At 43.2% G+C, this 12353-nt stretch carries 14 protein-coding genes; 7 read left to right on the forward strand and 7 right to left on the reverse strand.

Translation table 11 applies throughout. The features are described 5' to 3' along the window. Positions 1–184 precede the first annotated feature (184 nt). Both ABMY45_RS17420 and ABMY45_RS17425 read right to left on the reverse strand, forming a co-directional pair. Positions 185–499, reverse strand: coding sequence for a DUF6172 family protein (locus ABMY45_RS17420; RefSeq protein WP_349289245.1), 315 nt, complete (start codon positions 497–499; stop codon positions 185–187). A 237-nt stretch (positions 500–736) separates the two neighbouring features. Next, the gene (locus tag ABMY45_RS17425) at positions 737–1510 is read right to left on the reverse strand and encodes a hypothetical protein (protein WP_349289246.1); all 774 of its coding nucleotides are present in this window, start codon (positions 1508–1510) and stop codon (positions 737–739) included. Positions 1511–1573: 63 nt separating this feature from the next. Between ABMY45_RS17425 and ABMY45_RS17430 the strand changes: the two genes are divergently transcribed. After that, positions 1574–1735, forward strand: a complete 162-nt coding sequence (locus ABMY45_RS17430) for a hypothetical protein (RefSeq protein ID WP_158299106.1) — start codon at positions 1574–1576, stop codon at positions 1733–1735. Between the two features lie 62 nt (positions 1736–1797). On the opposite strand, the gene ABMY45_RS17435 is transcribed toward ABMY45_RS17430, so the two are convergent. Both ABMY45_RS17435 and ABMY45_RS17440 read right to left on the reverse strand, forming a co-directional pair. Continuing rightward, a complete protein-coding gene (locus tag ABMY45_RS17435) occupies positions 1798–2106 on the reverse strand; it encodes a hypothetical protein (RefSeq protein ID WP_010607296.1) in 309 nt (102 codons plus the stop codon). 280 nt (positions 2107–2386) lie between these two features. Beyond that, positions 2387–3868 (reverse strand): alpha/beta hydrolase, encoded by a 1482-nt coding sequence (locus ABMY45_RS17440; protein ID WP_349289247.1) that lies wholly within the window; start codon positions 3866–3868, stop codon positions 2387–2389. Between the two features lie 146 nt (positions 3869–4014). Here ABMY45_RS17440 and ABMY45_RS17445 point away from each other — a divergent pair, with 146 nt between their 5' ends. Then, on the forward strand, positions 4015–5538 hold the full coding sequence (locus ABMY45_RS17445) for a LytTR family DNA-binding domain-containing protein (protein WP_349289248.1): 1524 nt from the start codon (positions 4015–4017) through the stop codon (positions 5536–5538). 14 nt (positions 5539–5552) lie between these two features. Here ABMY45_RS17445 and ABMY45_RS17450 read toward each other — a convergent pair whose 3' ends face one another. Continuing rightward, positions 5553–5984, reverse strand: coding sequence for a hypothetical protein (locus tag ABMY45_RS17450; protein WP_349289249.1), 432 nt, complete (start codon positions 5982–5984; stop codon positions 5553–5555). A gap of 147 nt (positions 5985–6131) precedes the next feature. Here ABMY45_RS17450 and ABMY45_RS17455 point away from each other — a divergent pair, with 147 nt between their 5' ends. Continuing rightward, entirely contained in the window at positions 6132–6701 is a 570-nt protein-coding gene (locus ABMY45_RS17455) for a hypothetical protein (protein ID WP_174170816.1), read from the forward strand. A gap of 24 nt (positions 6702–6725) precedes the next feature. Here the strand turns inward: ABMY45_RS17455 and ABMY45_RS17460 are convergent, their stop codons facing one another. Beyond that, positions 6726–7631 (reverse strand): LysR family transcriptional regulator, encoded by a 906-nt coding sequence (locus ABMY45_RS17460; RefSeq protein WP_010607291.1) that lies wholly within the window; start codon positions 7629–7631, stop codon positions 6726–6728. 158 nt (positions 7632–7789) lie between these two features. Here ABMY45_RS17460 and ABMY45_RS17465 point away from each other — a divergent pair, with 158 nt between their 5' ends. The 3 genes from ABMY45_RS17465 to ABMY45_RS17475 are packed head-to-tail and all read left to right on the forward strand — an operon-like array spanning position 7790 to position 10200. Next, positions 7790–8482, forward strand: a complete 693-nt coding sequence (locus ABMY45_RS17465; RefSeq protein ID WP_349289250.1) for a type 1 glutamine amidotransferase domain-containing protein — start codon at positions 7790–7792, stop codon at positions 8480–8482. A 24-nt stretch (positions 8483–8506) separates the two neighbouring features. Then, positions 8507–9568 (forward strand): NADP-dependent oxidoreductase, encoded by a 1062-nt coding sequence (locus tag ABMY45_RS17470; RefSeq protein ID WP_349289251.1) that lies wholly within the window; start codon positions 8507–8509, stop codon positions 9566–9568. Between the two features lie 23 nt (positions 9569–9591). Continuing rightward, positions 9592–10200 carry a glutathione S-transferase family protein gene (locus ABMY45_RS17475; protein WP_237116811.1) on the forward strand — a complete coding sequence of 203 codons (609 nt, stop codon included), beginning with the start codon at positions 9592–9594 and terminating at the stop codon, positions 10198–10200. Between the two features lie 68 nt (positions 10201–10268). On the opposite strand, the gene ABMY45_RS17480 is transcribed toward ABMY45_RS17475, so the two are convergent. Beyond that, positions 10269–11453 (reverse strand): acyltransferase family protein, encoded by a 1185-nt coding sequence (locus ABMY45_RS17480; RefSeq protein ID WP_349289252.1) that lies wholly within the window; start codon positions 11451–11453, stop codon positions 10269–10271. A gap of 200 nt (positions 11454–11653) precedes the next feature. Here ABMY45_RS17480 and ABMY45_RS17485 point away from each other — a divergent pair, with 200 nt between their 5' ends. After that, complete coding sequence (locus ABMY45_RS17485; protein ID WP_199539684.1) at positions 11654–12319, forward strand: hypothetical protein; 666 nt, start codon at positions 11654–11656, stop codon at positions 12317–12319. The last annotated feature ends 34 nt before the right edge of the window (positions 12320–12353 follow it).

The following is a 12353-nucleotide window of genomic DNA, read 5'->3' on the forward strand; positions in this document are numbered from 1 at the left end:
TTGTATCATGCGCGTGATTTTGTGCCAGTTGGTATTGCTGGGGGAGAGCTGGTGATGTTGTCGAGCTAAAGCTGGTGATGCTGTCTAGCTAAAGCTCGACCTACGCTTTTGCTGGGACGAGCAATCTGCGTTTTTGGGAAGGGCAGATGTTGTCGAGCTAAAGCCCGACCTACAGAAGTTGAGCTTAGTAGTCTTCTAACTCATCGTCAGATAAATCGTTTGATTTTCTATAGCCTGGCTTTGCTAAAATCTCAACATAAAAGGAAGTGAGGTTTTCAGTTTGCGTTTTATCAATCAACTTGTTTAGTTGTGATAGGTGCACCGGCTCGGCTTCAGCTTCTGTGTTACCAAACTTACAATCAAAATCCCAATAATCAGCGCCCGCTGGTAAAGTTTTGTTGCGCTCGCGCTTTATGTATTTTTTAAGCTCATGCTTAACCGCGTCAACGCGTCTTTCAAGTTTGATTTTAGGGTGAATTAGTTCAAATGTCTTTTTCATAGTTGCCTTCAAGCAAGAAATACTCAATCGGCAAAACAGTATGCCTGAGTAGATAATGTGTATTGATTTAAGCGTAAAGCTTACGCGCGAATAAATACAGGAATGTAATAGGATATTTTACGTTATATTTTGTGAACTGGCGAGGGACTTTGTGAATGCCGAAGAGAATAAAAGCTGAGTTGGTTGCGCGAGTTCGCTACCAACTCATATTGCTAATGTACCATTGATAATGGCGGATTAATTCGCTTTTGGTTGCGTTTGAGTTGTGGGGGCTGCTGCCAATTTACGCTCCAAACGCTCTAATTTTTCTGCCAGTGCGGTTTGTGTCATCTCTATTTGGGTAAGGCTTGCGCCGATCTCTATCTGTTTAGAGTCTCTGCTTTGCGCTTGAGACTTTAACTGATCAACATCGCCATTAATGGCTGCAATTTGATTTTTTAGCACACTAGCGGCTTGCTGTTGTTCTTCTAATAGCGATAGTTTTAAAGCAAGCTCTGTTTGACTCTGCGATAGTGTTTCTACTTTGGTAGTCGTACTGGTCTGGTTTTTAGCGTTATTACTTGCTTGCTCTTCGAGCTTTTTGATGTCTGATTGGTTTCTTCGCCACGCTGACGCCCATAGTTTATCCATCTGTGACCAAAGCTCGTCTGTGCGCTCGGTTAGTGTGTTCAATTTTGCTTGCATTGCACCCGCGGACAAGTCCATCTCTTCATCTGTGGCGGTGAGGGTATGTTCAAGCTCGGCAATGCGATTTGTTGACTCGAGTAATTGTGCCTGGGTTGTTAAGGTTTGTTGGTAGAGCGCAAACGCCGCAGCAGCCAACGCAATAATCGAGATTGCACCCAACCAATTCATCATCCCCATACCTTTGGCGGGTTGGCTTGTTTGTTTGGTACTTTCTTTTGGTGCTGAGGTTTTATGGCTCGCTTGGGTGGTGGAGTTTTTATAGGCTTCAACCTGATCTAAATCTGGCGTAATACTGGGAAGCTCAGGTTCAATTCTCTTATCCAACGTACTTTCCTCTTTTTTGAGATTTATAAGGAGCTTTAGCAGCTTACTTGAAAATAACGCAATATGGAATTTGCAATCGATAAGAACCTTTGGAGCTGGAGGATTGCAGTCAATAAGCTGAAAAAATCCAATCCAAATGCAAAAGCATTTTTTGCTTTAAAGCAAGAACTCATTCCCAATCATCGTTTTAGCAATCAATTGTGGCGTCAACACTATGGCGAATGAGAGCTGTTAATATCGACTAGCCGAATAGCGTTCAGTTGTCCGGCTAGATTTTATCGGCAGTTTTAATCCTCGGGACCAAGCAAAGTAAAGGTTAAATGTTTACGCATATCTTTTAAAATCACCCCTTTTTTCAGCATGGCAGCGCTTAAACGCTTTTGCCATTTAAGGAGATCTGGCTTTGCGGCTTCTAATGCTTGTTCATTCTCAAATTGGAAAAAGAGTATTAATGAGCCGGGGAACAAGTGATATTCCACATCAAACCAACATTGCGCCATGCCGGGAATTTCTGCACGAGCTTGTTCTTCGAGTTTGTCTGCAATGGTTAGTACCAAGGCTTGTTGTTTTTCTTGTACTTTTGAGAGCTTTTTCATAATGCTATGGATGTAAGAGGCCAAAAGCCTAATTATACTCAAGCTTGTGGGCTATCAACAACTTTGTCGATGATTGCACGCTCAAAGCGAATTGCTTTTTCAATTCACTTAGAGTCGTTTTTGGGGTTAATACCAGTTGTATTAAGTAAATGATCTATTTTGAAGCGGGGAAACAGCTTTAGTAGCAAGGCAAAAATTTTGCTATTTAGTTGTTCTAAATGAGAAATTTTTAACGAAGCTAATATGCTATTTCACCTTTCAAATTGATTGGAGAATTAATTCAATTGGTATAAGGTGCTGACAGCGCAAGTTTTGGTAGCGGTAGTTGGATTGCTTCTGCGCTGACGGGTTGTCCGCTTAAGAATGTTTGCATTCTGGCGAGCACCAAGGGTGAGCTTGTATAAAGGTTGTGGCCCGCATTGTTCACCATAATCTGGGTCAAATTTGTAAGTCCTCTCACAGCTTCAAGTTGCTCTTCCGGATACGTTCTACCGTCTAGACTACCTGTAAACAATAAAGTTGGGATGTTGGATAGGGGAGCGGTTCTAAAATCATCACCTAAGTCTAGTTTTTTATCTATCAAGTGAAGTGTTGGCATTGGAAAGTTAAGCTTGTCGCCAAGCAAGGCTGTTGGCGATTGGTTTGTCACTTTTGTAAGGCGTTTAGCGGTGATCCCTGAAGCTACATCCATCGCCAGTGGCATCAATTTGAATGTAATGGGCTCATCGGTAAACATTCCACGCTGCAAAACATGCTTTAACAGCTCAGTATTGCCGTTATCTAAACCTAAATAAACATGAATTAGCATGGCAAGATATTGGTTAGGATCGGCAATCATCATGCTAGCTAACGACTGAATATGATGCTTTTGAAATAACATGGGTGTTTTTGAGCCGTCTTTTTGTGTAATTTGAAGTGCAATAGGCTGTTGCTCAAGTTTACTGTGCACTCGGCGCATCAAAGCGGGTAGATCCGACACTTGTTGTTTAAGCGCTTGCTGATTGATAATTCCTTGAACTCTTTCAAAGTATTGATCGGTTTGGTGAGGTAGTTTAACGGTCTGATTGAGCCCTTCAGCACTGGCGATAATTACTTTGTCAAGATACGCTGGCATTGCTTTTATGGCACTGAGTGCCAGATGGCTGCCGTAAGAGATCCCCCAAAGTGATACTTTGTCAGCTTTTAGGTGTTTTCGTAAGTCGTTTATATCTAGCGCGTTCTGAGCGGTATTATAACCATATATATCAATATCTTGAGACTTCCATTGAGTAAAGCATTCTAATGCGGCTTTGCGGTAACGGTCTGCAATTTGCGCTTCAGTGGTAACAGCATTAAGCGCAATGTGTTCACTAGACACGCAAGGAGCAGCTTGCTCTGACTGCCCCGTGCCTCTTTGGTCTAGCGCAATAACATCACCAAACTCTCTTAGCGCTTGAAATAACGGAAATCTTCGCCACTTGGCAGTCGCGATCCCTGAACCGCCTGGGCCACCAGATAAATACACGATAGGGGAACCTTTATTGCTGCCGGTTGCAGGAAAGCGCACATAGTTGATTCTAATTTTGTTGCTGTTGGGGTTATTCCTGTTTTCAGGCACCCAGAGGTGCCCAGCTATGGCATCCGTTGTTTCTCCGCTGTTGGCTTGAAACTCGATTTGTTGCTCATTGCTGTACAGCACTTGCTTATCGCCGCCGTTCTCAGCGTTTACGTATAAGCAAGTGAATAAGCTTAACGCGGCTATTAATGTGTGTGTTGATCGCATAGTATTACTCCTTAATAGTTTGCTTTTATTGAATACCATGGCAACTTAATGGGGTAGCGAATTTCTATGAGAGGCCGATATTTACTGGCTTTTAGGCTCAGCGGTAGTAAAAGGCCGACGAACGGTAAAAGGAAAAGCGGTAGAGTGTGAATATTAATCTTGTACTTTATTTAGTGATGGCTGTGTGTTGCTCGGGCGCTCTAGGTAAGGCTTATGCCAGTCAACCTTTGTTGTCATTTTCTTATGATCAAGCCGTGACGGTTTGCCCATGGTCAGTCTCGCCAAAAGAAATTCCACAGTTTACTGAGCCGCAATGTCACCGAGCGAAGTTATCTGAGGTTGATCCGCAAAATAAGGCTGTTTGGGTGTTAATCGAATTTGAGCGAGCGAAATTAGCCTCAATACCAAGGCCCGTAGGGTTGTATTTATTTGCTAAAACATCAAGCGAAGTCTTTTTAAATGGTAGTAAGGTGGGGAGCAGCGGTTTTCCTGCCGTAGATAAAACTGAGCAAATAGGCAAAATGGACAGCGTATTTTATTTGCCAGACTCACTTATAAAGAAAAGCAATCAACTGGTGTTTGGTCTGTCTGCACAGCATAGCCTTATTTCATTAGGATACCCAATTCATTTTGTTGGGCTAGGGCAATTTGGCGATCCTAAGCAGTATATTCAATCATTTAGTGGCTTGGGCCTGATTTTGGTTGGTGCCTTTTTGTTGGGCGCGTTGTACTTTATAAGTCTGAGCTTTGGTCGTTATGGCAATACAAGCGTTCGGATATTTGCCGCACTGTGCCTGCTCGCGGCAATGCAGCTCAGTGCTGAAATATCGCGAGGGTTAGTTGACTATGGCTATGTGTGGCATGATATTCGACTGTTGACCGTGACGGCGTTGTCGTTTTTATTTGGCACTTTGTTGCTTGTATATAGCTCCTTAAAAGTTGCAAAAAAGCACGCGCTTCACTGGATTTATATTGGTACTATTGTCACGCTTATTGTTATTATTTTTGCGCCAGGCTTTGACTCTAAAACCACTGCCGGAGTCTTTGTGCCATTACTCGTTAGCTTAGTTCAGCTAGGCTATTGTTGGCGACGCGCCAAAAACAATAATTTAGCGGTTTGGTTTGTGGTGCAGTTATTGGTGGCTGCAACCGTACTCTTTGTTGCATCAAGCTTCCACGAAATTACTCACTTTGTGATCATTGCCGTCTTGCTAGTCTACCTTTTTATTCGTCAAGCTAAAGAGTATCGTGCTCAGCAAGTACAATTGAGTAGTGATCAAGCTCATATCGCCAAGCTTGAGTTTAAACTCGCGCAGAACAAACAACTTCAGTCTCCTTCTAAGCTGGAAGTCAGTATTGCAGGCAAAACTGACTATGTTGTGCTCACGGATATTGCGTTTTGCAAAGCCGCAGGGGACTACGTTGAGCTGCATATGAAAGACACCACGCAGAAGCTGTTTACAGGCTCATTAAAACAACTCGAACTTACTTTGCCCTCTATTTTTGTAAAAACACATCGCTCTTATTTAACTAATCTAAATGAAGTGGTGTCATTAGAAAGTGATAATAATCAAAGCAACTTGAAATTAACCAATGGAGCAAGTGTTCCCGTCAGTCGTCGGCTTGTCTCGTCGGTTAGGGCAACGCTTAAAGCGTCTACTAAACCTTAAACGCTGCAGGTCTTTTAAATTGGGTTTTGCAGAGCTGAAATTAAATACATCGCTCCGTTTGGCTCTATATGGCCGTCGCAGTTGCCGCTTTCTATTTGAGTGGTGCTCAATGCGGCATGACCATCGGTCGGTAAATAAAGTGCCTTTGATACACGTCTGCAGCTCTTTTGTTGGATAGTTTGCTGTTCGACGATAAGAATATGTCCACCGCCTATCACATAAGCGTTGGGAATGTTGGTTTGGGCTAGATAGGCGACTTTGCAGGCTTTATCGTTATTGAAACCGTTTGTTATTATCTCCTTCGAAGCAGGGGTTGAAACGGTAATAACACATTTTTCACCAATGGATACAGCGTATTGCCCCAGTTGCCACTCTGCTACTACTTCGCCTTGTGCAGCCGCTAAATTACTTATGCCTAGCGTTGCTACAAGTGCTAAATATTTCATGAAAGCCTCCTTGCATATCCCTATTCATCATTGTGTGGTCACTTTACATTAGTATCTCATCCTGCAGCTGAGGTACTGCTCGACCAAAAGGGCTAAATATTTTATTATCGTGGCAGTATAAATCTTATGCAAGGAGCATAGTCTGTTATGACCAAGGAAAAATCGTTATCACTCTCTACAAAGCTGAAGTTTTTGTTTGCTGCAATTGGTAAGCATTTGGGTTTTATCTCCGTTGGCATTCCGTTTTATATTGTTGGTGGATTCATTATTTACATTGGGGTAACTGAGCAATACGGTGCAGGTATTGGGGCTGTTATTTTTGGCGCTATATTTATCTTGATACCTCTTGGAATGTACGCTTTTTCCCTGCCATCAAGTATTCGCTACTACTACGAAAAAGAATTGACGAAAGAGTTTGGTAAACACCTTTTCGGCACCATTACTAACAAAAGAATTGAATCTAATACGTATGTTCACCGGGACGAGTATGACCGAGAAGTGGAGCATCAGGAGACTTTCTATTTCGTTGAGTACAGCTATCAATTTCAGGGCAGTCGTGAAGGTGAGTTTATTCTGGATAACAAAGATTTTTATGACAAGTTGCAGGTTGGAGATGATTTACCTATCCAAGTATTGACGGTAAAACCAAGCGTAGCAGAGCCCAGACTTATCAAATTGGGAAAGCGCTACGGACTTAAACCCGCTGAAAGTTACTAGGCTAAATATGCAATTGGTTGAGGCTTACGCTTCAACCAATTGGCGCTGAAAATACCCTTTTAGAAAATCGAGCAGTAGTCGCACTTTTTTAGAGTTAGCATTGCCTTCTGGGAAAACGCCATAAACATGTATGTCTGGCAGTGTGTAATCTTCTAATACGGGAACCAAGGTACCGGCCTGTATTTTTGGTAACGCATCGTAAGTCGGAATTCGTCCAAGACCGTGACCTCCCTCAACAAAAGCGGTGCGAGCGGCAGCATTGTTGGTGCTTATATCGCCTTTCATCGTGATGCTATAAGCTCGAGCCCCTTTACTCAATGTGAGCGCCCCCGATGTCAGCTTGTAAATCACCCATTGATGCTGGTAGAGATCGGTAGGGTGTTTGGGGACACCATACTTTTGCAAATAGTCGGGCGATGCGCACAGACAGGTTTTTAGCACTGAAAGTTTACTGGCTTGCAAACCTGAATCGGGAAGTGGGGCGCCTCGAATGGCCAGATCAATCCCTTCTTTGATGATATTGACGACTTCATCTGTAAGCATGATATCGAGCTGAATTTTTGGATACATAGCTCTAAATTCATTGAGTGCAGGCACTATGGTTTGCAGGCCAACATTCACAGGGCAGGTAAGCTTTATTAGACCGATTGGTTCTTTCTTTAAATTCTCAATTTGCTGGTTTGCAGCAAAGGCTTGCTCTGCAATCACACGGCAGCGCTGATAATATTCGCGGCCTGCCTCTGTAAGTGAAATGGTACGGGTCGAGCGATTGAGCAATTTTATGCCTAACTGTGACTCCAGTTTTTTGACATGATAACTCACCACTGCACGAGACAAGTTTAAATGCCTGGCGGCGCCGCTTAAGGTGCCTTGCTCAATAACTTGGGCAAAAACGACCATGCTTTTAAGTTGCTCAAACGAAATGTCCACGCATTACTCCACTGGCTGAGATAAATTGATTGTATCAATTGTTTGAACAAAGAGTTAGCTTTTGTCTGCATTGTTTAACTTGTCTTAAGCTCATACTTTTATATTTATCCGCAGGCTAAATAGCCTGAAGTTTTAAGAAAGAATGAGAGGTAACTTTGATGGCAGCAAAGAAGATTTTAATGGTGCTAACGTCACATGCAGAACTTGGCAACACAGGTGAGAAAACAGGGTTTTGGATTGAAGAGTTTGCCGCACCTTACTATGCCTTTGTAGATGCAGGGGTAGAAGTAACGCTTGCTTCACCAAAAGGTGGTCAGCCGCCAATTGACCCAAAAAGTGAACAGCCTGATTTCCAAACCGACAGTACTAAACGCTATTTTGATGATCAAAAAACGCAGGAACTGGTGGCAAATACGCTGCCACTAGCAGAGGTGAATGCGGCAGATTTTGACGCTGTGTTTTATCCTGGCGGTCACGGACCATTATGGGATGTAGCAACAGATACCAATTCAATCCAATTGATAAGCGCCTTTTTAGCTGCAGATAAACCGGTTGGTACGGTATGCCATGCAACCGCTGTGCTGATGGATGTAAAAACCACGTCGGGTGAGTATCTGGTAAAAGGCAAAGTGGTGTCTGGCTTTACGAATAGTGAAGAGGCGGCAGTTGGGCTGACTGATGTTGTGCCATTTTTATTAGAAGATGAGCTGGTTAAACGAGGTGCTGATTTCCAGAAAGTCGATGATTGGAATGTGTTTGCTGTTAGAGATGGCTTAATTTTTACAGGGCAGAATCCAGCAAGCTCTGAACTTGTCGCTGAGAAAATGCTGACGTACCTAAACCAGCTGTAACCTGCTTATTAAAAGGAATAAATCATGAGTAACGCAATAAACCAAGCTCAAAACGCACAAACGAATCGTCGCATTACCTTGGCGTCACGCCCACATGGTGCACCAACGCAAGAAAATTTCAATTATGAAGAAGCACAGATCCCAACGCCAAAAGAGGGTGAAGTGCTCCTTCGTACCGTCTTTTTGTCGTTAGATCCATACATGCGTGGCCGTATGAGCGATGCAAAATCTTATGCTGAGCCGGTTGCTATTGGTGAAGCGATGATAGGTGGCACAGTATGCCGAGTTGAAGCGTCAAATAACCCTAAATTTACCAAAGGTGACTGGGTACTCGCGATGAGTGGCTGGCAAGACTATAGCGTCTCGGATGGCACTGGCTTACTTAAGTTAGACAACAATCTACCTAACCCATCATATAGCTTGGGCGTGTTAGGGATGCCAGGCCTTACCGCTTACATGGGACTGATGGATATCGGTCAGCCAAAAGCTGGAGAAACGGTAGTCGTTGCCGCAGCAACCGGTGCTGTAGGCAGCCTTGTTGGACAAATAGCAAAACTGCAAGGCTGTAGAGTAATAGGCATTGCTGGTGGCGCCGAAAAATGCAGTTACGCTACCGAGGCGCTTGGCTTTGATGCCTGTCTTGATCACCGCAAGGATGATCTCGCTGAGCAGTTAGCGCAGGCATGCCCATCGGGAATTGACGTCTATTTTGAAAATGTGGGTGGCAAGGTGTTCGATGCAGTTATGCCATTGCTTAACTCAAGTGCTCGGGTTCCACTTTGTGGGTTGATCTCTCAATATAATGCCACTGAGTTGCCATCGGGACCTGATCGTATGTCGATGCTGATGGCGACACTGCTGATTAAGCGAGTGAAAATGCAAGGCTTTATTGTATTCGACGATTATGGACATAGATACAACGAGTTCAGTGAAGCGATGCTGCCATGGTTAAACGCGGGCAAGATTAAGTACAAAGAGCACTTAGTCGAGGGGATGGATAACACAGTGGAGGCATTTATTGGCTTATTGGAAGGTAAAAACTTCGGCAAACTTGTCGTGCGCTTAGGTCCAGACGAACTCGTATAATTAGATTTATCAGGAAAAATTAGATGTTAACTGTTCACCACTTAAACGAATCACGCTCGACAAGAGTACTTTGGCTTTTACATGAACTCGACATGCCTTATGACCTTGTGGAGCACGAGCGAAACTCTGAAACGCGTCTTGCACCCGAAAGCCTAAAACAGGTGCATCCGCTTGGAAAAGCCCCCGTGTTGGTCGATGATAGCCTAGTCTTATGTGAGTCTGGAGCCATCATGGAATATCTGCTAGATAAGGCAGAAGACAGTAGTTTGCGACCAAGTGCGGGGACTCCTGAGTACTATCAATATCAAGAATGGTTGCACTTTGCTGAGGGATCATTGGCACTGCCGGTGATCGCATCTTTGATGATGAAGATGGAGCAGCGTACAGGCGATAAACCAATGGATGGTTACATTGCTAAAGAAGTCAATGTCGACTTTTCTTATATAGATACCACACTCGCCAAGCAAAGCTATTTCGCAGGCAACGACTTTACCGCCGCCGATATTATGATGACGGTGATGCTAGAAATCGCAGACAAAGTCGGTTTGCTCACAGCGCATGTCAATATCAAGGCTTATCTTGAAAAAGTGCAAGCTCGCGCCGCATATCAAGCTGCACGCAGCTACGGTTAGGCTGTTTAAAAGCCAGAGGTTTGCTCTGGCTTTTGCGAAAGTAACTTTCGCACGCCGACTTCCTCTACCTAAGATCGCGCCGTCAACATGCCTGCTTTTTCATTTTTTTGCTTGGCTTTTCGGCCGTTTAATAAGATACCAATCACCGTATTTCTAACCAAATAATGGTAGCTAATAATGCCTATCGTCACCGTCAGAGATAGAGCAATAATAAACTTGACGAAGGCAGGTACTTCAAGGTTCGTAAGAGGAAGTTGAATATACATAAGTACGGGAATATGGATGAGATAAATCCAATAGGATGCGTCTGAAATATAGCGACTTTGTTTGTTAAATTGATTTAACCATTTGAACCCAGCTAAATAAGCGACAGCAGTCCAACTGAGAATGGCGATGGTTTGAACTACAACGCTGATCAAATTGATTTTTTCAGGCGTTGCGTCGCCTGTTTTGACCGCGATGATGACTTTTTCAAGCGACGGTGATGGCGGCAAAAAGTAAAAGTATGCAACCAATGAAGTGCAGGCAGTAATTAATAACCAATTGAATTGTTTTGAGTAGCGAGTTACCACTTCATGATGATGAAATAGTCCTGCTCCCAACAAAAATAAAGAGCCATAAAACCCGTAAGCCCACCAATGAGGTTGCAGTTTATCAGGAGCTGGAAATGGCACCATCAAATTGGACATAGATGCCGTGATGATAACCGGCAATATAACGCATAAAAAGACTGGTTTAACAACGATAGCGAGAGTGTGTTGATAAAACTTTGGAAACTTGTGTAACAGCCAAAATAACACACAGAACTGGCTTAAATACCATAAGAACCATAAATGCATGCTTGTCACCTGTGGCTCTTTTATCTGCTGCATAACACCAAATAACGGTGGTGGGGTGCTGGCAACGCTGCTGCCCCAATGCATCGCATGTAATAACACCAGTAAGGTGAGCGGTAGGAAAATAATAAAGGGAATGAGTAGTCGTTTTAACCTGTTTTGAATATAAGCTTTACCACCACGTTTTTGAATAAGCAGGGCGGCACAAAAGCCGGCGATGATAAAAAATAGTGGCATCCTGAATAGGTGCGTCCACATGGCGAGGTAGTTAAAAAAGACATTTTTGTCTGGATCGACACTGATCCAAAGGTTATGAAAATAAGGGCCGTATGCTAAGGCCGCGTGAAAAACAACACCAAGCAATAGTGCCAAGCCTCGCATATTATCAATATAATGAAACCGCGCGTTATTGTGCATTCTGTTATCCCTACATTGGATGCTTTATCAGGTGGTTATACTATATTTTCTGCCTACTAAAATATTGAAGAAAAGCGACTCTTCAGGCTGAATCGTTGTTACGAGAACATTTAATAACAAATAAAGTGGCTGACCGACTTTATTTTTATCCTGTCTTGGACTCAAAATAGAGACTTTATCTTGCTGGAAACGGAGCCAGAATGAAAGCAAAATTGATATTTGCAAGCGCAGCATTAGCAGTAGGGTTAGTGGGGTGTAATAGCGACAGTAGTGGTCCTGATGATGGTCAATGTGGTGGTGTTGGTAACTCAAGGTTTGATATAACCGGCTTTAACCTCGGTGAGTTTAGCGCTGATCAGGTAGATGAGTGGGTGAACACTGAATATGATGGCGTTGAACCTATTTCGTATCAAACGCTCGTATTTCAGCTTAAAGCTGACACGCAGTCTGTAGCGCAGTTAAGTGCACCGAGTTTTAAGTTTTCTTTAATTAGCACCGCTTATGCCTGCTCACCTGTTCCCCCGTATACCAATGAAAAAATCACGGATATAAATATTACCTCTAGCGCTGCGTTTAGTGACGAGTTACCTGCAGGTTCAAGCTTAAATGAGGTGTTCGACATCGTGTATATCGGTTCCGATTACTCTAATCAGGTTGATTATCGTAGGCTGGATAATGGTGAAAATGACTACTTTTCAATATCCGAGTTTTTAGATATGGAAGATAAAAATGCGAGCGAATTTATCCAGTTTGCACTGAACAGTGAACCTACTTACAAACAGAACCATGTATTTTATATTGAAATTTCACTGGATACCGGCGAGCAATTTTCGCTTGAATCTCAGGAGCTTAGTTTTGCCGAGTAGGTGAAATGAGAAAAGCGCTCAATATGAAGTTGAG

This window comes from Pseudoalteromonas sp. XMcav11-Q (genome assembly GCF_040104525.1).
Taxonomy (GTDB): Bacteria; Pseudomonadota; Gammaproteobacteria; order Enterobacterales; family Alteromonadaceae; genus Pseudoalteromonas.